The sequence below is a fragment of the Rhodococcus sp. BE178 genome (assembly GCF_050433545.1).
GTDB lineage: Bacteria > Actinomycetota > Actinomycetes > Mycobacteriales > Mycobacteriaceae > Prescottella.
In genome coordinates this window covers 1-26,775 of record NZ_JBNPXA010000002.1, presented here as the reverse complement: position 1 = coordinate 26,775, position 26,775 = coordinate 1, and the positions used below count along the sequence as shown (strand labels likewise).

At 67.7% G+C, this 26,775-nt stretch carries 29 protein-coding genes, 1 pseudogene and 1 riboswitch; of the genes and pseudogenes, 9 read left to right on the top strand and 21 right to left on the bottom strand.

Annotation, left to right across the window (positions count from 1 at the left end; translation table 11 throughout):
- Nucleotides 1–74 precede the first annotated feature (74 nt).
- From J2X34_RS04155 to J2X34_RS04145, 3 genes are all read left to right on the top strand, one after another.
- Nucleotides 75–2,270: a malate synthase G gene (locus J2X34_RS04155; protein ID WP_429516192.1), complete on the top strand. Its 2,196-nt coding sequence runs from the start codon at nt 75–77 to the stop codon at nt 2,268–2,270.
- Between the two features lie 146 nt (nt 2,271–2,416).
- A complete protein-coding gene (locus J2X34_RS04150) occupies nt 2,417–4,165 on the top strand; it encodes a substrate-binding domain-containing protein (RefSeq protein WP_429516191.1) in 1,749 nt (582 codons plus the stop codon).
- A gap of 3 nt (nt 4,166–4,168) precedes the next feature.
- Complete coding sequence (locus J2X34_RS04145; RefSeq protein ID WP_114723520.1) at nt 4,169–5,311, top strand: metallophosphoesterase; 1,143 nt, start codon at nt 4,169–4,171, stop codon at nt 5,309–5,311.
- Between the two features lie 157 nt (nt 5,312–5,468).
- On the opposite strand, the gene J2X34_RS04140 is transcribed toward J2X34_RS04145, so the two are convergent.
- The 14 genes from J2X34_RS04140 to J2X34_RS04075 all read right to left on the bottom strand — a co-directional run bounded on the left by J2X34_RS04140 (nt 5,469) and on the right by J2X34_RS04075 (nt 18,020).
- Nucleotides 5,469–5,909: a hypothetical protein gene (locus tag J2X34_RS04140; protein ID WP_114723519.1), complete on the bottom strand. Its 441-nt coding sequence runs from the start codon at nt 5,907–5,909 to the stop codon at nt 5,469–5,471.
- 34 nt (nt 5,910–5,943) lie between these two features.
- The gene (locus tag J2X34_RS04135; RefSeq protein ID WP_429516190.1) at nt 5,944–6,783 is read right to left on the bottom strand and encodes a class I SAM-dependent methyltransferase; all 840 of its coding nucleotides are present in this window, start codon (nt 6,781–6,783) and stop codon (nt 5,944–5,946) included.
- A gap of 288 nt (nt 6,784–7,071) precedes the next feature.
- Nucleotides 7,072–9,912: an aminomethyl-transferring glycine dehydrogenase gene (gene gcvP, locus J2X34_RS04130; protein ID WP_114723592.1), complete on the bottom strand. Its 2,841-nt coding sequence runs from the start codon at nt 9,910–9,912 to the stop codon at nt 7,072–7,074.
- Nucleotides 9,913–10,092: 180 nt separating this feature from the next.
- Nucleotides 10,093–10,199: riboswitch (glycine riboswitch) on the bottom strand.
- Between the two features lie 54 nt (nt 10,200–10,253).
- The gene (locus tag J2X34_RS04125) at nt 10,254–10,871 is read right to left on the bottom strand and encodes a MerR family transcriptional regulator (protein ID WP_114723517.1); all 618 of its coding nucleotides are present in this window, start codon (nt 10,869–10,871) and stop codon (nt 10,254–10,256) included.
- A 238-nt stretch (nt 10,872–11,109) separates the two neighbouring features.
- Entirely contained in the window at nt 11,110–11,583 is a 474-nt protein-coding gene (locus tag J2X34_RS04120; protein WP_114723591.1) for a bifunctional nuclease family protein, read from the bottom strand.
- 99 nt (nt 11,584–11,682) lie between these two features.
- Nucleotides 11,683–12,420 carry a MerR family transcriptional regulator gene (locus tag J2X34_RS04115; protein ID WP_114723516.1) on the bottom strand — a complete coding sequence of 246 codons (738 nt, stop codon included), beginning with the start codon at nt 12,418–12,420 and terminating at the stop codon, nt 11,683–11,685.
- On the bottom strand, nt 12,417–12,914 hold the full coding sequence (gene odhI, locus J2X34_RS04110) for an oxoglutarate dehydrogenase inhibitor Odhl (RefSeq protein ID WP_114723515.1): 498 nt from the start codon (nt 12,912–12,914) through the stop codon (nt 12,417–12,419). Before odhI ends, J2X34_RS04115 begins: the two co-directional genes overlap by 4 nt.
- Nucleotides 12,915–13,135: 221 nt before the next feature.
- Entirely contained in the window at nt 13,136–13,540 is a 405-nt protein-coding gene (gene gcvH / locus J2X34_RS04105) for a glycine cleavage system protein GcvH (RefSeq protein ID WP_114723514.1), read from the bottom strand.
- A gap of 45 nt (nt 13,541–13,585) precedes the next feature.
- Nucleotides 13,586–14,305 (bottom strand): DUF881 domain-containing protein, encoded by a 720-nt coding sequence (locus J2X34_RS04100; protein ID WP_429516420.1) that lies wholly within the window; start codon nt 14,303–14,305, stop codon nt 13,586–13,588.
- Nucleotides 14,306–14,391: 86 nt separating this feature from the next.
- Nucleotides 14,392–14,742 (bottom strand): small basic family protein, encoded by a 351-nt coding sequence (locus J2X34_RS04095; RefSeq protein WP_114723513.1) that lies wholly within the window; start codon nt 14,740–14,742, stop codon nt 14,392–14,394.
- The gene (locus J2X34_RS04090; protein WP_429516419.1) at nt 14,739–15,545 is read right to left on the bottom strand and encodes a DUF881 domain-containing protein; all 807 of its coding nucleotides are present in this window, start codon (nt 15,543–15,545) and stop codon (nt 14,739–14,741) included. The genes J2X34_RS04095 and J2X34_RS04090 overlap by 4 nt, the downstream gene beginning before the upstream one ends.
- A gap of 56 nt (nt 15,546–15,601) precedes the next feature.
- Entirely contained in the window at nt 15,602–16,225 is a 624-nt protein-coding gene (locus tag J2X34_RS04085) for a CDP-alcohol phosphatidyltransferase family protein (protein WP_114723511.1), read from the bottom strand.
- A 92-nt stretch (nt 16,226–16,317) separates the two neighbouring features.
- A complete protein-coding gene (locus tag J2X34_RS04080) occupies nt 16,318–17,361 on the bottom strand; it encodes an SMP-30/gluconolactonase/LRE family protein (RefSeq protein ID WP_114723510.1) in 1,044 nt (347 codons plus the stop codon).
- A 41-nt stretch (nt 17,362–17,402) separates the two neighbouring features.
- Nucleotides 17,403–18,020, bottom strand: a complete 618-nt coding sequence (locus J2X34_RS04075; protein WP_114723509.1) for an NUDIX hydrolase — start codon at nt 18,018–18,020, stop codon at nt 17,403–17,405.
- 93 nt (nt 18,021–18,113) lie between these two features.
- Between J2X34_RS04075 and J2X34_RS04070 the strand changes: the two genes are divergently transcribed.
- The 4 genes from J2X34_RS04070 to J2X34_RS04055 are packed head-to-tail and all read left to right on the top strand — an operon-like array spanning nt 18,114 to nt 20,620.
- Entirely contained in the window at nt 18,114–19,376 is a 1,263-nt protein-coding gene (locus J2X34_RS04070) for a hypothetical protein (RefSeq protein WP_397484747.1), read from the top strand.
- Nucleotides 19,373–19,843: a GyrI-like domain-containing protein gene (locus J2X34_RS04065; RefSeq protein WP_174910476.1), complete on the top strand. Its 471-nt coding sequence runs from the start codon at nt 19,373–19,375 to the stop codon at nt 19,841–19,843. Before J2X34_RS04070 ends, J2X34_RS04065 begins: the two co-directional genes overlap by 4 nt.
- Nucleotides 19,844–19,893: 50 nt before the next feature.
- Nucleotides 19,894–20,394: a DUF732 domain-containing protein gene (locus J2X34_RS04060; protein WP_114723506.1), complete on the top strand. Its 501-nt coding sequence runs from the start codon at nt 19,894–19,896 to the stop codon at nt 20,392–20,394.
- A 10-nt stretch (nt 20,395–20,404) separates the two neighbouring features.
- The gene (locus J2X34_RS04055) at nt 20,405–20,620 is read left to right on the top strand and encodes a hypothetical protein (RefSeq protein WP_429516189.1); all 216 of its coding nucleotides are present in this window, start codon (nt 20,405–20,407) and stop codon (nt 20,618–20,620) included.
- Between the two features lie 90 nt (nt 20,621–20,710).
- Here the strand turns inward: J2X34_RS04055 and J2X34_RS04050 are convergent, their stop codons facing one another.
- The gene (locus J2X34_RS04050) at nt 20,711–21,646 is read right to left on the bottom strand and encodes an aldo/keto reductase (protein WP_114723504.1); all 936 of its coding nucleotides are present in this window, start codon (nt 21,644–21,646) and stop codon (nt 20,711–20,713) included.
- A 77-nt stretch (nt 21,647–21,723) separates the two neighbouring features.
- Between J2X34_RS04050 and J2X34_RS04045 the strand changes: the two genes are divergently transcribed.
- On the top strand, nt 21,724–22,323 hold the full coding sequence (locus J2X34_RS04045) for a TetR family transcriptional regulator (RefSeq protein WP_429516188.1): 600 nt from the start codon (nt 21,724–21,726) through the stop codon (nt 22,321–22,323).
- A 71-nt stretch (nt 22,324–22,394) separates the two neighbouring features.
- Here J2X34_RS04045 and J2X34_RS04040 read toward each other — a convergent pair.
- The 6 genes and pseudogenes from J2X34_RS04040 to J2X34_RS04015 all read right to left on the bottom strand — a co-directional run.
- Nucleotides 22,395–22,454: pseudogene (locus tag J2X34_RS04040) on the bottom strand (hypothetical protein); the annotation flags it as partial.
- A 728-nt stretch (nt 22,455–23,182) separates the two neighbouring features.
- Nucleotides 23,183–23,314 carry a hypothetical protein gene (locus tag J2X34_RS04035; protein ID WP_258558097.1) on the bottom strand — a complete coding sequence of 44 codons (132 nt, stop codon included), beginning with the start codon at nt 23,312–23,314 and terminating at the stop codon, nt 23,183–23,185.
- Between the two features lie 206 nt (nt 23,315–23,520).
- On the bottom strand, nt 23,521–23,691 hold the full coding sequence (locus J2X34_RS04030) for an enoyl-CoA hydratase (protein ID WP_114723588.1): 171 nt from the start codon (nt 23,689–23,691) through the stop codon (nt 23,521–23,523).
- A 173-nt stretch (nt 23,692–23,864) separates the two neighbouring features.
- Nucleotides 23,865–24,044 carry an enoyl-CoA hydratase gene (locus J2X34_RS04025; RefSeq protein WP_114723587.1) on the bottom strand — a complete coding sequence of 60 codons (180 nt, stop codon included), beginning with the start codon at nt 24,042–24,044 and terminating at the stop codon, nt 23,865–23,867.
- 399 nt (nt 24,045–24,443) lie between these two features.
- The gene (locus J2X34_RS04020; RefSeq protein ID WP_429516187.1) at nt 24,444–25,661 is read right to left on the bottom strand and encodes a tyrosine-type recombinase/integrase; all 1,218 of its coding nucleotides are present in this window, start codon (nt 25,659–25,661) and stop codon (nt 24,444–24,446) included.
- 38 nt (nt 25,662–25,699) lie between these two features.
- On the bottom strand, nt 25,700–26,032 hold the full coding sequence (locus J2X34_RS04015) for a transcriptional regulator (RefSeq protein WP_429516186.1): 333 nt from the start codon (nt 26,030–26,032) through the stop codon (nt 25,700–25,702).
- 333 nt (nt 26,033–26,365) lie between these two features.
- Between J2X34_RS04015 and J2X34_RS04010 the strand changes: the two genes are divergently transcribed.
- A complete protein-coding gene (locus tag J2X34_RS04010) occupies nt 26,366–26,608 on the top strand; it encodes a helix-turn-helix domain-containing protein (RefSeq protein WP_429516185.1) in 243 nt (80 codons plus the stop codon).
- Nucleotides 26,609–26,775: the final 167 nt, after the last annotated feature.

Below are 26,775 nucleotides of genomic sequence, written 5' to 3'. Positions count from 1 at the left end.
AACATTGTTGTCGTCCCGTTCGGCGTCCCTGCTGTGGATGCTGCTGGTGGTACCGGAAAAAGTGAGGCAGTTCAATGACTGAACGCGTGCAGGTCGGTGGTCTTCAGGTCGCCAAGGTTCTCTACGACTTCGTGAACGATGAGGCTCTTCCCGGCACCGGCGTGTCCGCCGAGACGTTCTGGGAGGGCGCGGGCAAGGTCTTCGCCGACCTGGCGCCGAAGAACAAGGCACTGCTCGCCAAGCGTGACGATCTGCAGGCGCAGATCGACGCGTGGCACCGCGAGCGCGCCGGCAAGCCGCAGGGTGCCGCCGAGTACAAGGCGTTCCTCCAGGAGATCGGCTACCTGCTGCCCGAGCCGGCGCCGTTCCAGGTCGCGACCGAGAACGTCGATGCGGAGATCGCCACCACCGCCGGCCCGCAGCTGGTGGTTCCCGTGCTCAACGCCCGCTTCGCGCTCAATGCGTCCAACGCCCGCTGGGGCTCGCTGTACGACGCGCTGTACGGCACCGACGCGATCTCCGAAGAGGGCGGTGCCGAGAAGGCGCCCGGAGGAAAGCCCGGCTACAACAAGGTTCGCGGCGACAAGGTCATCGCGTGGGCCCGCAACTTCCTCGACACCGCCGCGCCGCTGGCCAAGGGTTCGCACGCCGAGGCCACCCGCTACTTCGTGGTCGACGACAAGCTGGCGGTCGAGCTGGGCGGTGAGGTCATCACCGGGCTCGCGCAGCCCGAGAAGTTCGTCGGATTGCTCGGCGACAAGGACTCCCCGACGTCGGTGCTGCTGCGCAACAACGGCCTGCACGTCGAGATCGAGATCGACCCGACCTCCCCGATCGGCCAGACCGACGGCGCCGGCGTCAAGGATGTCGTGCTCGAGTCCGCGATCACCACGATCATGGACTTCGAGGACTCCGTCGCGGCCGTCGACGCCGACGACAAGGTGGTCGGCTACCGGAACTGGCTGGGACTCAACCGCGGCGACCTGTCCGAGTCGTTCGACAAGGGCGGCAAGACCGTCACCCGCACGCTCAACGGTGACCGCACCTACACCACCCCGGACGGCGGCGAGCTCGCGCTACACGGCCGCTCGCTGCTGTTCGTGCGCAACGTCGGTCACCTGATGACCAACCCGGCGATCGTCGACGCCGACGGCAACGAGCTGCCCGAGGGCATCCTCGACGCGCTGATCACCGGCGCGTGCGCGGTCCACGGCCTGAGCATCGACGAGGACCACGGTCCGCTGAACAACTCCCGCACCGGCTCGATCTACATCGTCAAGCCCAAGCAGCACGGCCCCGAAGAGGTCGCGTTCACCACCGAGCTGTTCGGCCGCGTCGAAGAGGTTCTGGGCCTGCCCACCAACACGCTCAAGGTCGGCATCATGGACGAGGAGCGGCGCACCACCGTCAACCTCGCGGCCTGCATCAAGGAAGCGGACCAGCGGGTGGTGTTCATCAACACCGGCTTCCTCGACCGCACCGGCGACGAGATCCACACCTCGATGGAGGCCGGTGCCATGGTGCGCAAAGCCGACATGAAGAAGCAGACGTGGATCACCGCGTACGAGGACTGGAACGTCGACACCGGACTGGCCACGGGTCTGCAGGGCAAGGCGCAGATCGGTAAGGGCATGTGGGCCATGACCGACCTGATGGCCGACATGCTCGAGCAGAAGATCGGCCACCCGAAGGCCGGCGCCAACACCGCATGGGTGCCCTCGCCCACCGGCGCGACCCTCCACGCGACGCACTACCACCAGGTGGACGTGTTCGCGGTCCAGGATCAGCTCAAGGGCAAGCCCCGCGCGACCGTCGACGAGATCCTCACCATCCCGCTCGCGCCCAGCACCGACTGGTCCGAGGCCGAGAAGCAGCAGGAACTCGACAACAACTGCCAGTCGATCCTCGGCTACGTGGTGCGCTGGATCGACGCGGGCGTCGGCTGCTCCAAGGTGCCCGACATCCACGACGTCGCACTCATGGAGGACCGCGCGACGCTGCGTATCTCGAGTCAGCTGCTCGCCAACTGGCTGCGCCACGGCATCGTCACCGAGGCCGACATCGTCGCGAGCCTCGAGCGGATGGCGCCGGTCGTCGACCGGCAGAACGAGGGCGACGCGTCGTACCGTCCGATGGCCCCGAACTTCGATTCCTGCATCGCCTTCCAGGCGGCGAAGGAACTGATCCTCGAGGGTGGCAAGCAGCCCAGCGGCTACACCGAGCCGATCCTGCATCGCCGTCGCCGCGAGTACAAGGCCGCCAACGCCTGATCGCGACCTGAGTCCGCATGCGGCCCCGGCACCGTCACAGGTGTCGGGGCCGCGCGCGTCGGGATGTCCGTATTCGCAACTAGACTGCGTTCGTCAGGGCCGGTCAGGAGCCGGTCCTTCGGTTGTGAAGCGAGGCGGTTGAACACGTGGGGCAACATCGCAGTGACCGACGCGCACGCGGCGTCAGCAAGGGCCCGGTCATCGCAGTGGTGTCGGTGATCCTCCTGGTTCTCGCCGTCGTCGGCTGGTTCCAACTGCGGGACCGCACCAGCAATGAGGGAACGACGGCGGCGGGTGCGTGTGTCGAGGGCGACGCCACCCTGGAGGTGGCCGCATCGCCGGACATCGCCGACCAGATCCGCGAACTCGCGGCCCGCTACACCGCCACCGATCCGGTGGTCCGGGACCACTGCGTGACGGTGTCGGTGACCGCACACCACTCCGCCGCCGTCGCCGACGCCCTCGGCGGCGCCCCCAGGGGGCCGTGGAACGGCGATCTCGGGCCGGCGCCGGCGCTGTGGATCCCGTCGAGCAGCCAGTCGGTCAACCGCGTGGCAGCCACCGGCGGTGTGGTCGACGGACAGCCCAAGTCGCTCGCCACCAGCCCGGTGGTGCTCGCCGCCCCGAGGGAACTGGCTCTGGCGTTCACCGCGGCGGGCACCGGGTGGCAGAACCTGCCCGCACTGCAGTCCGGCAAGGACACGCTGGACGGGCTCGGGCTACCCGGTTGGGGCTCACTGAAACTCACGCTGCCCGCGGGCTCCCCCACCGATCAGGCGCTCGACGCCGTCGCCGCGTCCACCGCCGATGTCGGCGCGGGTCCGCTCGACGAGACGCAGGCCGCCTCGCCGCAGGTGACCGCCGCGATCGCGGCCCTCGCGAACGGCAGCAAGGCCATCGACGGGGCGCCGACATCGACCGCGGACGCGACCTCGGCACTGGCAGCCCAGCCGGAACCGGCGAAGGGCACCTTCCACGCAGTGCCCTCGACCGAGCAGCAGATCCGCGCCCTCGGTAAGAAGGCGTCCGGGCTGGTCGCCTTCGCGCCCGCCGGTGCGACGCCGGTCGCCGATCATCCCGCCGCGATCCTGGCGACGCCGTGGGTCGACGAGACCCTCGGCCGCGCCGCCGCCCAGTTCGTGGACTTCCTGCGTCAGCCCGAGCAGGTCCGGACTCTCGTCGATGCCGGATTCCGGGTCGGCGACGACATCCCGGCCGCAACGGATCAGGCGCCGATGCCCCCGATCGGACAGGTGCTCGCACCGGCCACCGGCCCCGCTCAGCAACACCTGCTGCAGACGTTCGCGAATCCCGCCGTCCCGCAGGCCACCACGATCCTGCTCGACGTCTCCGGCTCGATGGGCTACGACGACGGCACCGGCACCCGCCTGAGCAACACCGTCGACGCAGTGTCCCGACAGATCGCGAGCCTGCCCGACTCGTCCGACATCGGCCTGTGGGTGTACAGCCGCGGGCTCGACGGCAACAAGCCGTACCTGGTGAAGGTGTCCACCGGGCCGCTGTCCGAGGGCACGCGACGGCAACAGCTGGACAGTGCGCTGCAGTCGCTGCGCCCAGCGACCGCGACGTCGACGTACGCGTCGGTGATCGCCGCCCACAAGAGCGCCGTCTCCGGGTTCGTCGCCGACCGCCCCAACTCGGTCCTGCTGATCACCGACGGACCCAACGACGACACGTCCACCACCAAGCAGCAACTCACCCGCGAGCTCACCGGTTCCGCACAACCGGTCCGGGTCGACGTCATCTCGATCGCCGAGAACAGCGACCAGGCGACCCTGCAGGCGATGGCCGAACAGACAGGTGGAACCTTCACCGCGGTGCCGTCGACACAGGGTCCCGAACTCGGTGCCGCGCTCGGACAGATGCTGTCGTAGACCATGGTCCGCATCGCCGTGTTCGGCGTCTTCCTGGCGCTGGTGAGCTGGTGGGTGCACCGACGTCTCGTCCGCGCGACCGGGCTGACCGGTCGCGCGGCACGCGCCGTCGACATCGCCCTGATCACCCTTTGGGTGCTGGCGCTGATCGGTCTCGGCAGCGGCGAGGTCTTCGACCCGACGTGGGCCCGGATCCCCGGCTTCGTCGGCTGGGTGTGGCTCGCGGCGCTGCTGTACCTGGTGCTCGGGTTGGTCCTGGTCGCCGCCGGATCGGGCATTGCCCGCCTGGCGGGTCGACCGCAACCCACCGACCCGTCGAGGCGCCGCGTGTTGCGCGGTGCGACGGCCGCGGTTGCGGTGGCCGCCGTCGGGGCCGCCGGCTACGGCGTCGCCGAGGCCCGCACACCGGGCATCGAGCGCGTGCGGGTGCCGCTGCGGCGCCTGCCGAGTCAGTTCGCCGGCATGCGGATCGCGCTCGTGACGGACCTGCATGTCGGCCCGGCTCGCGGCGTCGGGTTCACCCGCAAGGTCGTCGAACTGGTCAACGAGCAGAAACCCGAACTGATCCTGCTCGGCGGCGACCTGGTCGACGGCACGGTCGCGAAGGTGGGACCGGACCTCGAGCCGTTGCGCGACCTGCGCGCGCCGCTCGGCGTGTACGGCGTCAGCGGCAACCACGAGTTCTACGCCGGCGACGGTGGCCGATGGCTGGACCTGTGGGACCGGCTCGGCATCCGCACGCTCCGCAACGAGCGCGTCGAGATCGCGCGCGGCGGCGCGGTGATCGACCTCGCAGGCATCCACGACCGCACCTCCCCCGCCCCGTACGAACCGGACCTGCCCGCGGCACTGGCCGGCCGGGATCCGGAACGCTTCGTGATGCTGCTGGCGCACCAGCCGAAGCAGGCGATCGAGGCGTCGGAACTGGGCGTGAACCTGCAGTTGTCGGGCCACACGCACGGCGGACAGATGTGGCCGCTCGGCTACCTCGTCCCCCTGCAGCAGCCGTCGGTGACCGGACTCGATCGGATCGGCGACACCGTCCTCTACACGTCCCGCGGGGCGGGTGCGTGGGGGCCGCCCGTTCGGGTCGGCGCCCCGCCGGAGATCACGATCCTCGAGTTGGCCAGCCGCCCGGCAGGGTGAGTGTGGGGTGTGCCCCGTCGTCTTGGCTGCTCGAAACCGAGGTGTCGGTGGGGTGAGATTGCTGCATGGCAGGCCCTGGAATTCTGGATTCATACGGATTCCGTCGCATACCGATTTCCGTACACCGACACCGGTCCGGATTCCGGCGATTGCCGGACTACAGCGACGGGCAGAGAATCCGACGCGCCTGATCCCAGAACGGGAACAGCTCCGGACTGGTCGCCTCCGGGCGGTCGACCCGCACCCGGTCGAGGTATTCCAGGAACGTCCGCCCCGGAACGCCGGCGGTGATGCATGCTTCGAGGCCGAGTTGTGCCGCCTCCTGGGCGCCCAACCCCCTACCCCACGGGCCGAGGTCGCTCGTCACGTAGGCACCGAGGCCTTCGCCCCACCGGTCGTAGGCATGCTGAAGATCGAAGTCGCACCCATCGGGAAGCAACTCGGCGCAGGTCACGGTACGCCCGCGGACCGTGAACGCGCTGTTCTCCACCGGTCGCGCACCATCCTCCCCTGCGACGTCGGACAGCGCCCGGAACGACGCGACTCCTACCCCGAACAGTGCCGCGACGACGAGTACCGCCACCAGAATCCGCGACATGCCGCCCCTCCCGTTGCTGCGCATCCCGGCCGGACTACGGCCGCTGGGCGAGTGTCAGCCTGATCCGATGCCGTGACGTGATCCGTCCCTGCTCGTCGCGCCAGCCGTCGACCCGCGCGAGCGCGGCGTCACGAACCCGATCGAGGTCACCGGCCGGAATCGAGTCCCACAGTTGTCGCTGCCCGTGCGAGCGAGTCCACGCGTACCACTGCTCCGTGTCGTCGAAGAACAGATCGAGATCGAAAGCGACGGTGCGCGGATGGACCAGGCCGGCGGTTCGCATCAATCCCTCGACGGCGCCGTCGCTGCCGAAGGGCCCGTTCGGATCCCGCGGATCGATACGGAAGAAGGCGCGATCCCGGTAGGGCCCGAACAGATCCTCCATCTGCTCCCAGCGCGGATCCCACGCCCCGAACGTCGACACGCCCACGGTTCCGTGCGGCACCAGGAGCGATCGCCACGCGGTCAGGGCCGCCGCGGGGTCCGGCAGGAAGAAGATCATGAACGACGCCGTGATCGCGTCGAACGCGCCCCGCGGAAGCGTCGGCGCCGTCGCATCCATCACCTGGACACTCACGTTCGTCAGCCCCCGGGCGCGCGCCTCGTGAGCGGTGGCCGCGACCATCTTGGGCGACACGTCGATGCCGACCACTTCCCCACCGGGGCCCACAGCCTCCGCGAGTCGGAACAGGACGGCGCCGCGTCCGCATCCGATGTCCAGCACGCGCGCACCCGCGCGTGGGTCGACCTCCGCTATCAGTCGATCCGCGATCGGCCCGAAGAAAGGCACCCCCACGTTGTCGTAGCTGTCGACCACGAGGTCGAACAACTCCGCTAGTCGCGCAGCCCGTATCTCGTCCGGCACTTCGACCATCCATCGATCATCTGCCCGCCCACTCGGGCCGGTCAACGACGTTTCGGTATCGGAACGCCCGGTCGGGCTCTGCGAGTGCGCGACGGGACCGAATTGTCAGGTGCGACGAGGGCCCGTCCGCTCCCCCTCCTCCCGCCGATGTAGACGAACCCCCGAATTCGGGATTCTCCATAGTTCCGTGCTGCACGGACCTCCGCCCGGGTCGATCCGGCCCGAGCGCCGAATCGGCGAGGCCCCGGTCGTTCCAGAGAACGACCGGGGCCTCGCCCGGTGTCGGATTCAGTCAGCTCAGCTGCTGTACGCCTCGATCGGCGGGCACGAGCACACGAGGTTCCGGTCCCCGTGCGCGCCGTCGATTCGACGCACGGACGGCCACACCTTGGGCCGGCCGGTGCCGAGCGGGTAGACGGCGATCTCCCGCGAGTACGGGTGATTCCACTCGGAAACGAGGCATTCGGCGGTGTGCGGGGCGCCTCGCAGCGGGTTGTCCTCGACGGGCCACTCCCCTGCCCCGACTCGGTCGATCTCGCGACGGATCGCGATCATCGCCTCACAGAACTGGTCGATTTCGTCGAGGTTCTCGCTCTCGGTGGGCTCCACCATCAGCGTGCCCGCGACCGGGAAGCTCATGGTCGGCGCGTGGAAGCCGTAGTCGGCCAGACGCTTCGCCACATCGTCGACCGTCACGCCGGTCTCCTTGGTGAGCGGACGCAGGTCGAGGATGCACTCGTGCGCGACCATCCCGTTCTCACCGGTGTAGAGGACCGGGAAGTACTCGTCGAGACGACGGGCGATGTAGTTGGCCGAGGCGATCGCGGTGAGCGACGCACGGCGCAGGCCCTGGGCACCCATCATCTTGATGTAGGTCCAGGTGATCGGCAGGATCGACGCGCTACCGTAGGGCGCCGCCGAAACCGGCCCCGAGCCACCCAGTTCGGGGGCCATCGGATGCCCGGGCAGGAACGGCGCGAGGTGCGAGCGGACACCGATCGGGCCGACGCCCGGGCCACCGCCGCCGTGCGGGATGCAGAACGTCTTGTGCAGGTTCAGGTGGCTGACATCGCCGCCGAAGCGTCCCGGCCGCGCGAGCCCGACGAGCGCGTTCAGGTTCGCACCGTCGACGTACACCTGGCCGCCGGCGTCGTGGACGGCCGCGCAGATCTCACCGATCTCGTGCTCGTACACGCCGTGCGTCGACGGGTAGGTGATCATGATCGCGGCGAGACGCTCGGCATGATCGGCGATCTTGGCCCGCAGGTCGTCCAGATCGACGTCACCGTTCTCGCGGCACGCGACGACCTCGACGCGCATCCCGACCATCACCGCGGACGCCGCGTTGGTGCCGTGAGCACTGGACGGGATCAAGCAGGTGTCGCGGTGATCGTCGCCGCGGCTGAGGTGGTAGTTGCGGATGGCCAGCAGGCCCGCGTACTCGCCCTGGCTGCCGGCATTGGGCTGCAGGCTCACCGCGTCGTAGCCGGTGATGGCGACCAGCCAGTTCTGCAGGTCCTCGATGACCTTCATCATCCCGGGCGCGTCCTCGGCCGCGAACGGATGCAGCTTCGAGAAGCCGGGCCACGTGATGGGTTCCATCTCGGCGGTCGCGTTGAGCTTCATGGTGCACGAACCCAGCGGGATCATGCTGCGGTCGAGCGCGATGTCCTTGTCCGACAGCGCCCGCAGGTAACGCAGCATGGCGGTCTCGGTGCGGTACTTGGTGAACGACTCGTGCTGCAGGTACGGGGTGGTCCGGTCACCGAACGGCGCGGGGACGTTGTCGATGTCGGTGCCCGCCGGCAGGCCGAACGCTGCGAGCACGGACTGAACGTGGGCCTCCGTGGTCGCCTCGTCGCACGCAACGCCGACGTGGTCTCCGTCGACGAGACGCAGGTTCACGCCCCACGCCTTGGCGTTCGCGACCACTTCCTCGGCGCGACCGGGCACTCGGGCCAGGACGGTGTCGAAGAACTGCTCGTGGACCACCTCGACGCCGGCAGCGCGCAGGCCCGCGGCGAGGAACTCGGCACGCTGATGGACGCGCTGCGCGATAGCCTTCAGGCCCTCGGCCCCGTGGTAGCTGGCGTACATTGCCGCGACGATCGCGAGCAGCACCTGCGCGGTGCAGATGTTGCTCGTAGCCTTCTCGCGACGGATGTGCTGTTCGCGTGTCTGCAGCGCCAGGCGGTACGCCTTGTTGTCGTCGGCGTCGACCGAGATGCCGACCAGGCGGCCCGGGAGCTGACGGGCGTGCTTGGTGTGCACGGCGAGGTACCCGGCATGCGGGCCACCGAAGCCCATCGGGACACCGAACCGCTGCGTGGTGCCGAAACAGGCGTCGGCCCCCTGCTCACCCGGCGGGGTCAGCAGCGTCATCGCCAGCAGATCAGCGCCGACCGCGACCAGCGCACCGCGCTCGTGGGCCTCCGCGATCATCGCGGAGTGGTCGACGACCCGGCCCGACGCGCCCGGAAGCTGCGCGAGGACGCCGAAGAACTCACCGTCCGGCAGCCCCTGCGTCAGGTCCGCCTCGACGATCTCGATGCCGAGCGGCTCGGCGCGGGTGATCACCACGGCACGCGTCTGCGGGAACAGGTCGGTGTCGAGGACGAAGCGCGGCGACTTGCTCCGCGACGCACGACGCAGCAGCGTCATCGCCTCGGCCGCGGCGGTGCCCTCGTCGAGCATCGACGAGTTGGCGATTTGCATGCCGGTCAGATCGCCGACCATGGTCTGGAAGTTGAGCAGCGCCTCGAGTCGGCCCTGGCTGATCTCGGGCTGATACGGCGTGTACGCCGTGTACCAGGCGGGGTTCTCGAGGATGTTGCGCACCAGCACCGGCGGGGTGAGCGTGTCGTAGTAGCCGAGCCCGATCATGGACACGGCCGTCGTGTTCTTCGCCGCCAGTGCGGACAGTGCGGCGAGCGCGTCGTGCTCCGTCAGCGGGGCGTCGAGCGCCTCGAGACCCGCAGCGACACCGCCGGAGGTCGGGTCGAGGATGCTGGCCGGCACCGCGCGAGTGGCGAGTTCGTCGAGCGAACCCACACCGACTACCTCGAGAATGCGGCCCAATTCGGCCGAATCCGGGCCGACGTGGCGGTCGGCGAACGAATGGCTACGAGCGTCGATCAAGTGAACTCCCAGGCGGTTCGACAGGTGCAGGATGCGCTCCACGAATGGAACGGTCCTCCCCCTCTGTCGCCTGCTCGGGAGACCCGAGCGCCTGAGAGATTCAGCTGCCGCCGCATCCACCGGATGTGCGCGCCTTTCCCCGTGGGCGGGTGGGTACTCCCACCGCTTTCCAGAGGCGTCGGAGCCCGCACGGTCCTGGGTGCCTGAGAGATTGACGGGGAGGTATTGCTCCTTCGGCGTCCGAGCAGCAGCTACAGCTGCGCCCGGAACTCTCCCGCACGACGGCGACGCACCGTCAGTCTATGCCACGACCTGGCACCTGGACGAAAGCCCAGAACAGGCTAGCCGGTCTTGCGGTCGCCGCGACTCTTGCGCCGCGAGGCGAGCTCGTCCTCGGGGGCCTGGGCGGCCTCGCCGCCGTCGGCGCGTTCGGCCGGGAAATCGGCGATCGTTCCGGTGAGCTCGCGCATTGCGCCGCTCACCGCGATGCCGAAGACGCCCTGACCGCCCTGCAGGAGATCGACGACCTCCTCGGCGGACGTGCACTCGTACACGGTGGTGCCGTCGGAGAACAGGGTGATGCGGGCGAGGTCCCGCACACCCCGCCGACGTAAGTGGTCGACCGCCACGCGGATGTTCTGCAGCGAGATCCCGGTGTCCAGGAGACGCTTGACGATCTTCAGGACGAGGATGTCCTTGAATGAGTACAGGCGCTGGCTGCCGGATCCCGCGGCGCCGCGGATCGACGGGACAACCAGGTTGGTGCGTGCCCAGTAGTCGAGCTGGCGGTAGGTGATGCCGGCGATCTGGCACGCGATCGGCACGCGGTATCCGACGAGGTCGTCGGGGACGGAATCGTCGGGGAACAACCCGGGCTGCACGTCCTCGTCGACGTTCAACGCACCGATGGTCGCCTCGTCGGTGAGGTTCAACTGGTGCTCCTGCGGCCGATCTCCCACGGACTACTCCCTCTCGCGTGTTCAGCAGCGGCTGACAGGCGCGGAGCCTCGACGATTCCCCGCTACCTGCACATCGCTCACTCGTGACATCGAGTAAACCCGAACGGTGGATCCACTCAGGGTACGCCCCGCGCATACCGCGCGGCGGTCGTTCACAGCACGTGACGGTATGGCCTCGACGAACGGAGGTCAATGCAACACGCCCAAAACCCTCAACCTAAAGTTGAGGCTTAGATCGTCAGCCGTCGGTCGCCTTGAAATCGTCCGGCGACACGGACTCGAGGAACTCCTTGAACTTCTCCACCTCGTCCTCGCGCTCGTCGGGCATCACCAGACCCGCCTCCGCGAGAACCGCCTCGTCCACATAGATCGGAACACCGATCCGCAGCGCGATCGCCACCGAGTCCGACGGACGGGCCGATACCCGGACATCGCCCTCGAACACGAGGTCGGCGTAGAACGTCCCGGCCTGAAGGTCGACGATCCGCACTTCACGCAGGGTGTGACCGAAGGCCTCGAGAAGATCCTTGATGAGGTCGTGCGTGAGCGGGCGTGCGGGTTCTACCCCCTGCTGCTCCAACGCAATCGCTGTGGCCTCGGTCTGCCCGATCCAGATCGGCAGGTACCTGTCGCCGTTGCTTTCACGCAGAAGCAACACCGGCTGGTTCTGCGGCTGTTCGACACGGATTCCGATCACACGCATCTCACTCATCGCGTCCTCCACCTCGTACCGGTGACCGGGTCCACCTCGAACGGCGAACAAGCCCCGTTTGACGTACTGCCCCGATTCTATTCGAACCCGCTGCGGCCGTCAGCGATCGAGAGCCCCGCGCACCGCCGCCTTCACCAGGCAGGTGTGCAGCGTCAGGGACAGCGCCGCGAGTTCACGCACCATCTCCTCGGCTCGGTCGCGCGCACCCGCATCGCGACCCTTCGCCACCGGCCCGGCGATCTGCGCGACCAGGCCTGCCTCGCGGTCGGCGGCCAGTTTGAACGCCCGCAGGTGCCGGACCTCGAGACCGAACTCCGACATCGCCTTCGCGGTCCGTGACAGCGTCACGGCGTCCTCGTCGAAGAATCCGGCGGCGCCGGGCACGACGAGGCCGCTACGAAGCAGGTCACCCAGGAATCGTTCGTCGATACCCGACCGTGCGATCAGATCGTCCCGGCTGATCCGCACCTCACGATCGGCACGGAACTCCTCGGGCGACACCTCACCGGGTGCCACCGCGAGGGTGCGCGGCCGCCGAGGCAGCGAATCCACCGCGCCGACGGTCGCGACACCGCTGTCGATCGCCTCCAACTGTTCCTTGATCACCTTGAGCGGCAGGTACTGATCCCGCTGCGCGGTGAGCACGAACCTCAGTCGCTCACAATCGGCGATCGAGAATCGCCGATACCCCGACGGCGTCCGCTCCGGACTGATCAGCCCCTCTGCCTCGAGGAATCGGATCTTGGAGATCGTCACGTCCGGAAAATCCGGGCGCAGTCGATCGAGCACCGTGCCGATCGACATGCCAGTGGCGGCCTCCTGCCGGACGGCTGTCATTGGTTGCCCGCACCAGCCGCGGACTCGCCGATCTGCGGGCCGGCGTTGCCGCCGCGCGGGCCGGTCAGGAACACGAGGCGGAACTTGCCGATCTGCACCTCGTCGCCGTTCGCCAGGACAGCGGAGTCCACCGGCTCACGGTTCACGTACGTACCGTTCAGGCTGCCCACGTCGACTACCTGGAACTCGTCGTCGTCCTGACGGAACTCCGCGTGCCGGCGGCTCACCGTGACATCGTCGAGGAAGATGTCGCTGTCGGGGTGGCGCCCCGCGGACGTCGTCGGCTGGTCGAGCAGGAAGCGCGAGCCCGCGTTCGGGCCCCTCTTGACGACGAGCAGCGCGGAACCGGCGGGCAGCCCCTCGACTCCGGAGACCGGAGCCTCAGCCGTCTGCGAGGACGAGCTGTCCATCTCGTTGAGAAAATCCGCACGGAAAACCGATGTGGTCTCGGCCGGCGTCTCTCCGTAAACCGCATCGTTGCCGTTCTCGCTCACCGTTTCTCCTCCTCAATCCGTTTACCCGGGAACGTTTTCTGTGTCCCCGGGGTCACGCGGTACCACTCGGCCTCGACGAATCTCGGCCACCATCACATTCCGATGCGAATCTGCGCACCGACAGGCATCTCGCTCACCTCGACCGTACCCTGACAGCGGCGGTGCGTGTAGGTGGACAGGCCGGGCGAAGACCCGCGAAATCCGGCGAAATCCTCCGGGAATCAGCTGCCGGAAACCGCGAGGTACGCCTCGGCGTCCAACGTCGCGGCGAGTACCTCGTCCAATCCGGCCTCGTCCTCGACCTCGAGGTCCACCAGCCAGCCGCTTCCGTACGGGTCGGAGTTGACCAGCTCGGGGCTGCCGTCCAGATCGGCGTTGACTGCAACAACTTTCGCAGTCAACGGCGCAAAGATGTCCGAAACGCTCTTCGTCGACTCGACCTCGCCGAAGGAATCACCCACGGTCACGTCCTCGCCCTCCGCCGGCAACTGCACGAACACGACATCGCCGAGCTGCGACTGTGCGAAGTCGGTGATACCCACTCGCACCGTCGTCGGACCCGTGCGCCGCACCCATTCGTGCTCTGCTGTGTAGCGCAGATCGGCGGGGGTAGCGAGCTCACTCACGGTGGCTTCCTTTCGGGGGCGGCCCCACGAGCGGGCCGGAGAAGATCAGTTTCCGGGTTGAGCGTATTGGCGCGGTTTGACCTCCCGCAAGGCGGAGACGGTGACCTGCGGCGATTGCACGATCCGCAGTTGTCCGCCGCTGCGCGCGACGGTGTCGACCACTCCGCCGGGGATGTTCAGGGCCGCCGCGAGCGTCGGTGGATCACCGATCGCGACGATCCGGAACGGGGCCGAGATCCGCCGACCGTCGACGGTGACGTTCCCGCCCCCGCCGCTGACCCACGAGTCGACGCCGATGCGGATCGGTTCGGAACCTGAGCCGCTGATCTCGATCGCCTCGGCGCCGGCGGCGCGCAACTCCTGGATGAGATCGAGTAGCACCTCCGAGCCCACCGACGAGCCGGGGTCCTCGACCGTGAGGGTGACGCCCGGACCGGTCGCGGCCACGGTGCCCACCTGGATCGACAGCGCGGACAACCGGGCTTTCGCCTCCTCCAGGGCCGCGCCTGAACTACCCCCGCCGGCCTCGAGCTTCGACAGCGTCTGCTCGAGCCCGGCAATCTCCTGCCGGAGCGCGGCCTCGCGCTGGTTGAGATTGCCCAGGACCGCGAGCAGGTCGGCAGGTCGGGCCGAATCCAGGTTGTCACCCGAGCCGGTGCTGCTGACCTGTGTCACGATCGCGACGCCGAGCGCTGCCATCAGCAGCACCGCGAGCAGCCCGAACGCGAATCGGGATCGCGTCCGTGTCCGCGTCGACGAGGGCATCTCGTGGCGGCCCTCGCTGCGGGGTCCGGTGGTCTGAGTGGTCTCGGTGGTGTCGGTGGGGCCGTCGTCGTCAGGTTCCACGCCGATCACGCCCCGAACAGTCGACGCCGCAGCGCCGCAGCGTTACCGAAGATCCGGATACCGAGGACGACGATGATCGCCGTCGACAGCTGTGTCCCGACACCGAGCTGGTCGCCGAGCCACACGATCAGCGCCGCGACCAGGACGTTGAACACGAACGAGACGACGAAGACCTTGGAGTCGAAGATCCCGTCGAGGTAGGCGCGCAGCCCGCCGAAGACGGCGTCGAGCGCGGCGACCACTGCGATCGGCAGATAGGGCTGGACGGCGTCGGGCACCTGCGGGCTGAACACGATCCCGAGCGCGATGCCGGCGACGAGCGCGAGCACTCCGTAGAGCGCGTATCCACCTTTCACGGTGCCCCCGTTTCCTGTGCGAATCTCACTTCACGACCGGCCGCTGCCGGGAGCTGCAGGTCGTCGGACTCGGCGATGGAGAATCCCACGCCGTACAACTGCTGAACCGTCGACATCCGCAGATAGGCGTCACTCACCACGAACCCGGTCTGCAGCTTGCGCGGCGGACCGATGGCCGACACCCGGTAGGGCGACGGCACCGGCTGGTTGTCGACGAGCATCGCCCCGCCCGCCTGCCGGATGGTGACGGCCGGACCGACCCGCACGTCGCCGACGGCGACGGCCTCGGCGCCGCTCGCCCACAACGCGTTGACGACGGCCTGCAAGTCCCGGTCGAGCACGCCGGCCTGTGGGGAGCCGGGGACGCGCTGCGACGAGTCGGACAGGTCGGGCCTCGCCGCCGGATCGGTGAGGGTGACAACCAGCCCGGGTCCGTGCACCGGTTCGGCTGCGGCGGCGGACTCGAGCGTGCGCAACTGGTCGAGGACCTGCGCGCCCTCGGCGTCGCCGGCGAGGACGGAGGCCCGGAGGTCGTCGACGCGGACGGTCAGCTCGTCCCGACCGGTGGCCAGGCCGCGGCCCCGATCCTCGGCGTCGCGCACCTTGGTCAGCATCTCGGTACGCGTCTGGTCCACATCGGAGGCGGACGAGGTCGCCTGCGCGTACGAGATCCCGAACACGAGTCCGACCAGGACTGCGCCGAGCGAGATCCATGCTCCCGCCGCGATCCGGGTCGGTCTGGAGTGCCCCTGTTCCCGGTCCTCGACTGCTCCGGCGTACCCGGGGTCGAGGTGGTCGTTCATGAGCGACTTCAGCAGCGACGGGACCGGATTCCGTCGGACCGGCCTGGGTGTACCTGTCACGGGCCGCTCCGGGTGACGGCGCGCGGCACCGTGCGAGCCACCTCGGCCGCCTTCGCGATGTACAGGCCCGCCGTCCAGACGTAGAGGACGGTGCCCCAGATCAGCAGCGCGTATCCCCACGGGTCGGCGATCGTGGCGAAGCCCCAGTCGAGTTGCGCCGCCAACAGGAGCGGGAGCGCGAACATCAATGCGAACGTCGCCGCCTTGCCGAGGTAGATGACCTCCGGCGGCGGAAGCCCGCGGCGACGGTAGACCGGCAGAGTGAACGCCAGGATCAGGTCCCGGCCGATGAGAATGGCCGCGACCCACCACGGGATGATGTCGCGTGCGACGAACGCGATCAGCGTCGTGATCACGTACAGCCGGTCCACCAGCGGATCGAGCAGGGCGCCCAGACGCGACATCTGGTTCAGCAGGCGGGCGAGCTTGCCGTCCGCCCAGTCGGTGAAGCCGCTGAGCATCAGGACCGCCAACGCCCACCCGTCGGCCTGGGGACCGAGCATCAGGTACAGGAACAGCGGAACACCGGCGAGCCTGATCGCGCTGAGAAGATTCGGGATGGTGAGGATGCGATCGGCGTCCGGCTCCGAGCCCACGTTCTGCTGTCCTACCGCGTCCACCGACAATCCTCTCGGGTTCCCGTCCCTGTCGCAGGCCAGCTTTCCACACCCGGTGTCCCATTTCAGGGACCGACCGTTCGGAGGCGGACCGGTCAGAGCCCCAGCTCGCAGCGCGGGACCCGCGCGAGTGCGCCCGCAGAGAGGCTGCCGAGGTAGAGCCAGTCCGGCGTCTCGCGGACGCCGGTCACGGGCGAGTAGCTCCCCTTCCCGCCCCGCAGGCTGTGCACCACGCGGCCGGCGCCGTCCAGCGCGAGCACCCAGGCCCGGTGTTCGGGATCGGGTTGCACGCGGCTCGGCAGATTAGCGGTGAGGATTCGCAGACTCGGGTACGGCGCCACCCGGTCCAGCAGCGCCATCCGGGGGCTGTACAGCGCCACCCAGAAGATGCCCTCGGCGGTCTGCGACGTGACATTGTCGGGGATTCCGGGCAGGTTGTCCGCCCATACGGAGACGGCGCCGGCCCGCGGTCCCGTCAGCTCCACCCGCTGGATCCGGTACGAGCCCGTCTCGGCGACGATCACGTAGGACTCGTCGGTCGCGAGGCCGACACCGTTCGCGAACTGCAGACCGTCGGCGAGCAGGTCGATGTCACCGGTGCGTGGATCGAACCGCAGCAGACGTCCGGTACCGCTGTGCTCGAGTAGGTCGAGGCGGTGTTCCGGGACGGTGAACCGGGCCGACGAGTCGGTGAAGTAGACGATGCCGTCCCGGCCGACGGCGGAGTTGTTGCACGCCAACAGTGGTCGGCCCAGCGCCGAGTCGGCGAGCAGTTCGACGCGTCCGGTCTCGTCCACCCGCAGCAGCCCGCGTTCGCAGTCGCACACCAGGTAGCGGCCGGCGTCGAGGACCTCGACCCCGAGCGGACGGCCACCGGTGTGCGCGAGTTCGGTGGCGCGTCCGGCAGCGTCGAACCGCCACAGCCGGCCGTCGTCGCCGCCCGTGATCACCCGGCCGTCGCCGTCGACGGCGACGTCCTCGGGCCCGCGGCCGGTGGGCAGCCGCCACTGCTCGGAGCCGTCGAGCTCGTGTCCGGGAGCGAACGGTCCCGTCTCGGCGGGCGCGGGCGGCGGTTGCCACGCGACCGGTTCGATGCCGGTGCGGTCGAGGGCGCGTAGAACCGTCCGCAGGATGCTCACGAGCCCGACGCTAGTCCGGCGCGCGAGCACTCACGCGGGTTTCAGCGCCACGCGAAGGCGGGCTGCGCGAACGACGCGACCCGGGTGTGCCGCCCGTGCAGGACCACCTCGCAGAACTGATGGATCACCGCACCGGTGGGGGCGTGGATGTGCTCACCGCGGAAGGGCCAGCACGCGACGCGCTCGGTGGATCCGGGGATCGTCGTGTACTGCGTCGGGACGTCGAGTTCGTCCAGCGCGATCGCGAACACGTGGGCCACCTCGTCCGGGCTGGGCACCACGGACGCGATCGACTGCTCCGACCACACCACGTACGGGGTCATGATGTAGCCGGAGTGGGTGACGAAGTCGTCGAGCCTCCCGAGTACGTCCTCGGGGCCGACGTGCACCCCGAGTTCCTCACCGAGCTCGCGCAGGGCCGCGTCCTGCGCCGTCTCCCCCGGGTCGAGCCGTCCGCCGGGCAGCGCGAACTGGCCCGCATGGGCGCGCATCTTCGAGGGCCGCAGCGTCAAGGGGAACACCGGAGCACCGTCCTCGCCGCGCATGACCGCGATCGCGACGGCCGCCTCACGACGGCCGGCGCGGGCCGCCGATTCGGGCTCGAAGGCCCGCAACGCAAGTTCGATCCGTTCCCGGGTGCCGCTCGTCGAATCCGCCATGACCGCCTCCTGCGTGCCGAACCGCTGTTCGCCCGATCATGCCCCATCCGTCCGGGGGCCTCGATATCGTGAAGGCCTGCGATGGGGGTTGCAATGCGCATGTCGCCGCGATCGATCGTCCGCCGCGTCCTGGGCGGCTCGGCCGCCCTGTGTGCCGCGGCCGCGCTCGTCGCAGCGCCCACTCCGGCAATTGCCGCGCCCGTCGATCCGCTGCCCTGTGCGTGGCGATTCATGTCCGACGGTCAGTCGCTCGATGTCGCTTTCCCGGATACCAACGCCACCTACTGGGTCCTCCCTTACGCCCTGGGTCCGCGGGATTCCATCGAGCTGTCCGGCGCCTACCCGTCCGCACGCTACTTCTCGCTCAACACCTACGGCACGGACCTCGACACGATCGACACGTTGCGGGACGACCAGATTCTCCCCGACCCCGGGAGCGGGAATCCCTTCACCGACGCCGACAACCGTTCGCTGCCACCCGATCCGCGGCGGTGGCACGCGACGCTGGTGTCCGGACCGGCCGACCGTACGCGCAACGAGATTCGGGCCCTGCGGGACGACGCCGCGCCGGTCGGCTTCCTGATCGTCCGGGTCTACGTTCCCGACGATCCAGGCTCGCTCAGCGGCGGCGTGCCGCTACCCGATGTCACCTACAGGCTCGGTGGAGCGACCGTCCCGGTGCATCCGTGCTCGCAGCCGTTCGACCCGAAATCGTTCTCGGGCCCGGTCGCCGATGTGGCTCGGCGCGGTATCGACCGGGCGATCGAAACCGCCGCGTCGGGCACCTTCCTCAACGACACACCCGAGGCGGTGTTCGTGAACCCGGCCAGCACGTCGGGCCTGTTTCCGAACGGCGACAACAAGTACATCGCCGCCCAGTTGACTCATCGGCCCGGACGGGTCGCCGTGGTGCGCGGCAAGGCGCCGTCGTTCCCCGACACCCGGGCGGGCGTGTCCGCGATCGAGCCGGATCGTCAGGTGCGTTACTGGTCGATGTGCCAGAACGACCTGGTCTCGCCGTACCCGGTGGTGGCGTGCGCCGCGGACTTCCAGACCCGGGTCGACGACGACGGCTGGTACACGTTCGTCGTTGGCGCCCCCGAGGACCTGCCGGCCTCGGATTCGACGGTCACGGTGCTGCCGTGGGGGTCGACCGACGTCCCGAAGAAGGTCCTGATCCTGCGGAACATGCTGCCGTCACCGGACTTCTACCCGATGTCGGTCCAGGCGTCCCAGTCCGGCGACATCGATCCCGCCGTCTCGATGGGGCCGTACTACCCCACGGTCGCCTACTGTTCCGCCTCCACGTTCGCCGCGCGGGGTTACCACGGCTGTTTCGAGGGCCCGCAATCATGAGCTACGACATCCGGATTCGCGACATCGACGAACAACCGACCGGCGTCGTCGACGGCAACGTCGACGTCGACTCCATCGCCGCGTTCCTGGGCCCGGCGTTCGCTGAGGTGGCCCGCGCCGCTGCAGCCCAGGACATCGTGATCGTCGGCCCACCGTTCGGACGGTTCCGGCCGCGCTCCGACGGCATCTGGAACGTCGAGGCGGGCTTCCCGCTGGCGCGCACGATCGAGCCCACCGGCCGGGTCGAGTCGGCGGCGCTGCCGGCAGGTCGGTGCGCGAGCACAGTGCACGTCGGCAGCTACGACACGGTCGAGTCGGCCTACATCGCGCTGACCCAGTGGATCGCCGAACACGGTTACGCCACAACCGGCGAGCCGTGGGAATGCTATCTCGACGACCCCGACGTCCCCCTGCCCCGCACCGAGATCATCATGCCGATCGTGTGGCCCGTCGCGAGCGGGAACTGAGCACGCCCCGGAAGAGATCTTGTCGCCCTGGTAGGGCAAGATTCCGCATCGTGATCCGCTCGGCCCGCTTCGGCTTCTTCTCCGCTCTCTCCGCCACTGCTCTGATCCTCACGGGCTGCAGCGGCACTCCCACCGACGGGGAGCCCGTCGTCATTGCCCACCCGACCCCCGACGCGACCACCTCGGCCGCTCCGACGGAAGCCGTCCCTGCAACCCATGCGACACCGCGCACTTCCGTCGCAGGACCATCGTCGCTCCCCGTCGGCGACTCCCCCGCCGTCGTCGCACCGCCCGAGCGCGAGACCGAACCGAACAGCACCCTCACCAGCGAGGACATCCTGTTCCTGTCGTACATCACCGAATTCACGCTGATGGAGAAGTCGGAGAGCGATCAGATCCGGATGGGTCTGTCGATGTGCAATTCGCTGTACCGCGGGCAGAGTAAGCCCGATCTGACCACCGAGTACCTCGGTGACGGCCGCTACACCACCGCCGAGGTCACCAACGTCCTCGGCGCCGCGACGGTCGCGTACTGCCCCGACTTCGTCTGAGCACGTTCCGATGAGCGAACAGATCTCGTACGACGCGATGCGCCGCCTCCTCGGGCTGCCCCAGGCGCCCGCTCGAACACCCGCTCCGTGGGCGGTCCGCAAGATCCGCGTCGGTGACGACTGTGGGCAGTGGGGCGTCTGGAGGTACACCGGCCGTGCCGCCCCGATGCACGTCCTCGTCGCGACGTACGACAACTGGCCGGACGCGATCACCCGCATCCGCTGAGGGTTTCCGCGTGTGCCGTCGAGCAGATGCGCATTCGAACATCGTTCGCATCCTCTACCGGAGGGCCGTTCGATCGAGGGGTGCGGCTTCCTACATCCGGCCGCCGACGCCGCCTGTGGGGGCGATCTGCTCGATGATGGCGAGATCGTCGGGAGTCAGGTCCAGTTCGGCCGCGGTGACGTTCTGGTCGACGCGCTGCGGGTTGCGCGATCCCGGGATCGGGACGATGTAGTCCTCGCGGGTCAGCAGCCACGCCAGTGACAGCTGCGCGAGCGTGGCGCCCTTGCTTCCGGCGAGTGCGGTCAACTCGTCGACGACGGCGATGTTGGCGTGAAAGTTCTCCGGCGCCCACCAGGGGATGTGCTGGCGGAAGTCGTCGGCGTCATAGCTCTCGCGGGAGGCTACCGCGCCGCTGAGGAAGCCCCGGGCCAGCGGTGAATAGGCGACGAATCCGATACCGAGCTCCTGGAGGACGGGGAACAGGGATTCGACGTCGCGCGCGAAGATCGAGTACTCGGTCTGCAGCACCGAGATCGGGTGTACCGCGTGCGCGGCGCGGATGGTGGACTCGTCCGCCTCGGACAGCCCCAGATACTTGACCTTGCCTGCCTCGACGAACTCCTTCATCGTGCCGACCACGTCTTCGATCGGAATGTTCGGGTCGGGGCGATGCTGGTAGAGCACGTCGATCGTGTCGACGCGGAGGTTGCGCAGACTGGACTCGACCACCTCGCGGATGTGAGTCGGGCGCGAGTCGAGGCCGAAAGAGCGGGTGAAGCCGAACTTCGTCGCAATGACCACGTCGTCGCGAATGGGTGCCAGCGCCCGTCCGAGCAGTTTCTCGCCTTCGCCCCAGCCGTACATCTCGGCGGTGTCGAACATCGTCACGCCCAGCTCATGGGCCTTTCGGATCGCGGCGATCGACTCGGTGTCGTCGGTGGGGCCATAACCCGTGGCGGTGCCCATCGCCCCGTAGCCGAGAGCGGCAGCGGTCAGGCCCTGCCGGCCGAGAGTGCGAGTGTCCATGATGAAGCCTTTCGTCGATTGTCATGATGCGTCATACGTGGCAGTCTCTGACACTTTCGACACTGTACGCTTCCCTCGTGGAAAGCTCATCGAATCCGGGCCTGCGCGACATCACGCGCGAGGCCGTGCGTGCACGGATCGCCAAGGTCGCGATCGACCTGTTCGCCCAGCAGGGTTTCGATGCGGTCACCGTCGAGCAGATCGCCGCCGAGGTGGGCATTTCGGCCCGCAGCTTCCACCGCTACTTCCCGGCCAAGGAAGACGCCGTCATCGGCGACCTCGTTCCCTGGGGTGAGTTCGTCCGCGACGCCTTCGCCGCGCGGCCGGCCGATGAACCGGTCTGGGATTCTCTGCGCGTGTCCTTCGAAGCCCTACTGGCTCAACCGAACAGGGACGAACAAGGAAGCAAGAGGACCATGCGTGTTCTGACGAGCGCAGCGTCCCTACGCGCTCGCAACCTCGAGAAGCATCTGCTGTGGGCGAGCCTGCTCACCCCGCTCGTGCAGGAGCGACTCGCCGGCGATCTCGCGGTACTGCGAGCACAGACACTGGTGCAGGCGTCGCTGGCCTGCTTCGACGTTGCGATGACCACCTGGGCCGAGCCTGACGAGACCATGGACGCGGTGGAGCTCCTCCGTCGATCCTTCGCCACGCTCGACCCCAAGTATCCGACATAGGGCCGACTACAGCGCTCCACGTCCCGTGAAGCCGGCCCGGCGAGGGGATCGCCCACCTCGTTCACGAACCGGGTGGGATCGCCGGTGCGCGCCAGCATGCGAGCCGCAGTCACGACACCGACACCGGGGATCTTCAGGAGCTTGGCGCCACCGGCGGCGAGCTGCGGTCACCGCGCACCAATTCGAAGTGCAGCGCCAGTTCGGTTGCGGCAGGGCGGATCACGGAGGCGCGATCGGCACGACGTCGTGCGGGCCGCGCTCTGAGCGAACACGCTTGTTGTTGAACCATGCTTTCGATGGCTCGCTCAAACGGATAGACGAAGCCGAAGAGTAGAGAAGTTGCTCCCGCATCGCGAGAGTCCGCCGCGGCACCAGTGATCCCACCCGCCCGCAAGGGGCTCGGGACCGGATCACCGGCCGTAACGCGATCTCGTCACACCGACCGGGTGGGCGGTGGCTCCCTTTCGAAATGTGCGTTCGAAATGCGTGCGGAAGCCACCGCCTGCAACTTCCCGGGATCCGTCAAGAACGGGACGTCACCACCACTCGAGTCAGGAGGCGAGCAGTGAGTTGGACGTTAGTCCAACTATCCTCCCCGCGCACCTCGACAGAGCGTTTTCACCCTCGAAGTCATCCTTTCGGGGCATCCGCCCAGCCCAGCGGCCAGCTGTCGCCGCGGGCCCGCACGACGTGGCACCCAGATCAAGGACCGGTGAGCGCACAGCTGGAATCCCCAGGGACGTGATGAGCTCGAGTAGCTGCTCGGCGAACGGCCCCGCCAGATTCTCTCCGGGGCGCGTGCAGTCCTCGACGATCGCCTGCCGATCGACATCGGCGAGCATCAGCTGCATCGCCGACATCAACCCGGTGCAGTTGTCACGTACAGATCGCTCGAGGTCGGGATCTGGTCGACAATGCCCTGGATCTGATCCGGCGTCAGCGGTCCGGTACGACCGTCGGACGGCAGGAGTTGCTCCACAAGCTCGTCCATGGCCCCACCCTGAACCGGCAAAACGATGAAAGCGACGTGCACCGTGAGGATCCAGGGTGCATCGAGGCTTCGCCCAGTGAGGACGTGGAGCCGGAAGCATCAGCGAGTGTGCGGACGGGACATCCGAGGGGGCGTTGGCGTTGGCCCTCGATGCACGAAGCCCGACTCGAATAGTCTTCGCGCCGGGGCTTCTCGCCGTTCTCAGTTCATGACGTCGAAGAGCTGGGGCCCTCGTCGTCCGGGGCGGCGAGCGTGAAGGTGGGGTACTTCTCGCCGGGCATGCGAGCGAGGGATCGAACTCGGGCACCCTTCGAGCTGAGTCCGCCGATGATCCAGCCGAAACACCAGGCGCCACTGTCCAGCGCAACGATCGCCATCCTGCGCGGGCGATCGTCCCCGGCCTGAAGTCCGCGGAGCACGGGACGGAGAGCAATGATCGATCCCGCCAACGCTGGGCGAGCGATCTCTATGGCGGATCGGACCAGCCGACTATCCGCGCTGACGCATCGGAGACCGAAGCACAACATCGTCCACGCTCCTCCGGCGCTCGCTACAGAGCGAAGCCGATCCCGCAGTTCGGGGCGGCGACGGTGAAGGTCGGCAGCTTGCTCGCGGCGGGACGGACAAGTTCGACGCGCAGACCGGACTCACGACGCTGACGCCCGACGAGCCTGGCGAAGCACCAACCGCCGTCGTCCAGTGTGATGAGCGTCTTGCGTCCGCGGAACATCGTGGTCACTCTCCCTGCGTTCTTGTTGAACAGGACGCATCGAGCGTGCCCTAGCGGACGTGGTGGGAGCGACGGTACTTCTACCTGTTCGAGTACCTGTCTTGTTCGCCCCGAGGCAATGGGCTCGGAGTGCCGGTGGTCGCCGACAACGCCCGTACAGGAGCGGCACCGCGCAAGCACGCCCCGATCGCGGTGCCATTCCGACCCACAACCAGTGGAGCCGCGGCCACGCCGATCCCGAGGGCCTGCCTTATGCCAGAGCGTCGCAGGATGTCCCCAGATACAAGAAAACTCAGGTGAGATGGACTCTCACCTGAGTTTTCCTCGGTCGGGCTGACAGGATTTGAACCTGCGACCACTTGACCCCCAGTCAAGACAAATAGCACTCTGACCAGCAGTCTAGGCGGTTTTGGTGTCTGACTGGTGTCTGGCGGCTCTCTGTCGCCGCTGCTCGAACCTCTGCCGCTCGGCCTTCATGTGCTCGCTCATCCGCTGCGGAAGCGCGTCCAACTCCTCGTCCCATAAGTGCCCGTAGATATCAAGGGTCATGGCAGCCGACCGATGGCCGAGCATCCTCTGGACCGTCTTCACATTCGCGCCGGAGTGGATGGCAAGCGATGCGGCAGTGTGCCGCAGTTCGTAGGTGTCCAGATCGGCAAGGCCTGCATCCTCGACCGCCTTCTCCCAGATTGTCCGCCAGCGCGGGAGGGTCCACCCGCGACCGTCCGGCATCCGCAGCAGCCACTCCCCCCGGTCGCGCCCCTCCGCTTCGTTCTCGAGGTCGAGTAGAAGATCGCCACCAACCGGGACGTCGCGATGGCGGCCAGTCTTTGTGTCGTCCGCCCCGCCCTGCGCGTCGACGTCGCGCGAGACGCGGCATCGGCCGCGCATCGAATCAAGATCGCCTACCTGGAACCCGAACGCCTCCCCCGGGCGCACGCCCGTCTGCACAAGGGTGTCGATCACGAACTGCGCCTCTGGATGGGGCATCACCCCACGAAGCCGGTCAACCTCGACGACCGACAGATACCGGCGCGCGGTCTCGCGCTGCCGCGGGGCGTCCTTCATCTTGACCGGATTCGACAGGATGATCCGCTCCTCGACAGCTGTCTCCAGGACTCCATGGAGAACGATCATCACTTTGCGTAGCGATGACTCGCCGAGCGGCAGCGGATCGCCCTTCTCGTCCTTGTAGCGGCCGGTGATCGTCGGCAGCCATGCGGCAACGGCGGCCCTGGAGATCTCCGCACAAGCCTTCTTGCCCCATCGCGGTTCGATGTGCCTCCAGGCCGCCTGATAGCCGTCACGTAGCGACTTCGACTTCGCCGCTTTCGTGGCCCACCAGATCGGCCAAACTTCAGCGAGCGTGATTTCGCGATTCGCCTTCGCGATATACGTTCCATCGGCCTGCTCGGTGACTGTCCGGGATAGGAAAAACTCGGCCGCCTTCTTGACGTCGAACGCCTTGGAGACCCGTCGTCCATCCTCGTCCCATCGGGCAAGCCAGCGCTTGCCGCTCCCCCAGCGCTCGGTGCGAACCGTCTTGTACTTGGTGTTGCCTTCGTCGTCTTTCCCGTCGGGAACCTTCTTGGTCCATTGGTCATAGACCTGCGCCATCGCCTATCCCCCATTTCGCTGCACGCCACCCAACACGGTCAGTTCCGCTCGGATGGCTTGGTATTCAAGTCGTCGCCGTGACCGTCGCCCATGCGCCGGTCTATCTCGTCCAGCATCTGCCGGCTCGAAGCGAGACGGAGGGCGGACTCAATGCCAACGCCCTCTATGTCACTCCGCTCGAGGAATCCTGTGTGAACCAGTTCGTCCCCGGCCTTCTTGCCGTATGCACGCGATAGGGCGATCACGTTCTCTGCCGAGATCCGGCCCCGACTCAACTGGCGAAACAACGTCGCAGGGGTGATCCCCGCCTTCTCCGCCGCCCCATTGGTCGTGTCCGTCGTCAACTCGGCGAGCCACTGCTTGTGATCCATGTCTTGCATTTTGCATGACATGAAAACCGCCTGTCAACCTACGGCGTGTCTGAACCTAGATCGATTCAGCTGCTTACACGGTTGCAATTCGATAGACGCTCTGGCAACTTGAAAGTCGATCCCGCAAAACGCAAGGAGGTGGACCGTGAAGCACTTCACCGCCCAACTGGAACCCGGGCTAATCGACCGACTGAAGCAGCACCACCGATTAGACACCGATTCGCAGCTCGCCGCGGCGATTCGATGTACAGAGGAAGATGTCGACGCTCTCAGGAATGGGGCGGAACCGACGTACCCGACAATCCTGGCTATTGCAGCGATCACAGGTAGGGAATGCCTCGACTTCGTTCGGCCAGTAACGGCGCAGGCCGCATGAGCGCAAAAGGGAAAGTCGAGCTTGAGCGACTACTGACCTACGAGGAGGCGGGCGACCACCTCGGCATCTCGGGGAAGGCGATGTCCGATCTGGCGAGACGCGGTGAGATCCCTCGCGTAGTCCTCTCAGAGCGCAAGCACCGTATCCATCCGGATGATCTCGTCGCGTACATCGAGAAGCATCGTCGGATCGCTAGCTGACGCATCCGCACACCCGGCCTGATCTAGGCCACCTCTTCTTCAATCTTCACGCCACGCAACCACGTGGCGCGCCCTTTCACACCTTCATAGCGTGATTCAGCCTGGTGAGCGCGACAGCTCATACACCTGCCATTGGTTTCAAAGGTGCCCAACTTGCCGTATTCCAT

Coding starts and splice junctions, on each gene's coding strand:
- J2X34_RS04155 (WP_429516192.1), top strand. CDS start 75: ATGACTGAACGCGTGCAGGTCGGTGGTCTTCAGGTCGCCAAGGTTCTC.
- J2X34_RS04145 (WP_114723520.1), top strand. CDS start 4,169: ATGGTCCGCATCGCCGTGTTCGGCGTCTTCCTGGCGCTGGTGAGCTGG.
- J2X34_RS04140 (WP_114723519.1), bottom strand. CDS start 5,909: ATGTCGCGGATTCTGGTGGCGGTACTCGTCGTCGCGGCACTGTTCGGG.
- J2X34_RS04135 (WP_429516190.1), bottom strand. CDS start 6,783: ATGGTCGAAGTGCCGGACGAGATACGGGCTGCGCGACTAGCGGAGTTG.
- J2X34_RS04120 (WP_114723591.1), bottom strand. CDS start 11,583: ATGAGTGAGATGCGTGTGATCGGAATCCGTGTCGAACAGCCGCAGAAC.
- J2X34_RS04115 (WP_114723516.1), bottom strand. CDS start 12,420: ATGACAGCCGTCCGGCAGGAGGCCGCCACTGGCATGTCGATCGGCACG.
- J2X34_RS04100 (WP_429516420.1), bottom strand. CDS start 14,305: ATGCCCTCGTCGACGCGGACACGGACGCGATCCCGATTCGCGTTCGGG.
- J2X34_RS04090 (WP_429516419.1), bottom strand. CDS start 15,545: ATGAACGACCACCTCGACCCCGGGTACGCCGGAGCAGTCGAGGACCGG.
- J2X34_RS04075 (WP_114723509.1), bottom strand. CDS start 18,020: ATGGCGGATTCGACGAGCGGCACCCGGGAACGGATCGAACTTGCGTTG.
- J2X34_RS04070 (WP_397484747.1), top strand. CDS start 18,114: ATGCGCATGTCGCCGCGATCGATCGTCCGCCGCGTCCTGGGCGGCTCG.
- J2X34_RS04065 (WP_174910476.1), top strand. CDS start 19,373: ATGAGCTACGACATCCGGATTCGCGACATCGACGAACAACCGACCGGC.
- J2X34_RS04055 (WP_429516189.1), top strand. CDS start 20,405: ATGAGCGAACAGATCTCGTACGACGCGATGCGCCGCCTCCTCGGGCTG.
- J2X34_RS04050 (WP_114723504.1), bottom strand. CDS start 21,646: ATGGACACTCGCACTCTCGGCCGGCAGGGCCTGACCGCTGCCGCTCTC.
- J2X34_RS04035 (WP_258558097.1), bottom strand. CDS start 23,314: ATGGACGAGCTTGTGGAGCAACTCCTGCCGTCCGACGGTCGTACCGGA.
- J2X34_RS04030 (WP_114723588.1), bottom strand. CDS start 23,691: ATGGCGATCGTTGCGCTGGACAGTGGCGCCTGGTGTTTCGGCTGGATC.
- J2X34_RS04025 (WP_114723587.1), bottom strand. CDS start 24,044: ATGTTCCGCGGACGCAAGACGCTCATCACACTGGACGACGGCGGTTGG.
- J2X34_RS04020 (WP_429516187.1), bottom strand. CDS start 25,661: ATGGCGCAGGTCTATGACCAATGGACCAAGAAGGTTCCCGACGGGAAA.
- J2X34_RS04015 (WP_429516186.1), bottom strand. CDS start 26,032: ATGGATCACAAGCAGTGGCTCGCCGAGTTGACGACGGACACGACCAAT.
- J2X34_RS04010 (WP_429516185.1), top strand. CDS start 26,366: ATGCCTCGACTTCGTTCGGCCAGTAACGGCGCAGGCCGCATGAGCGCA.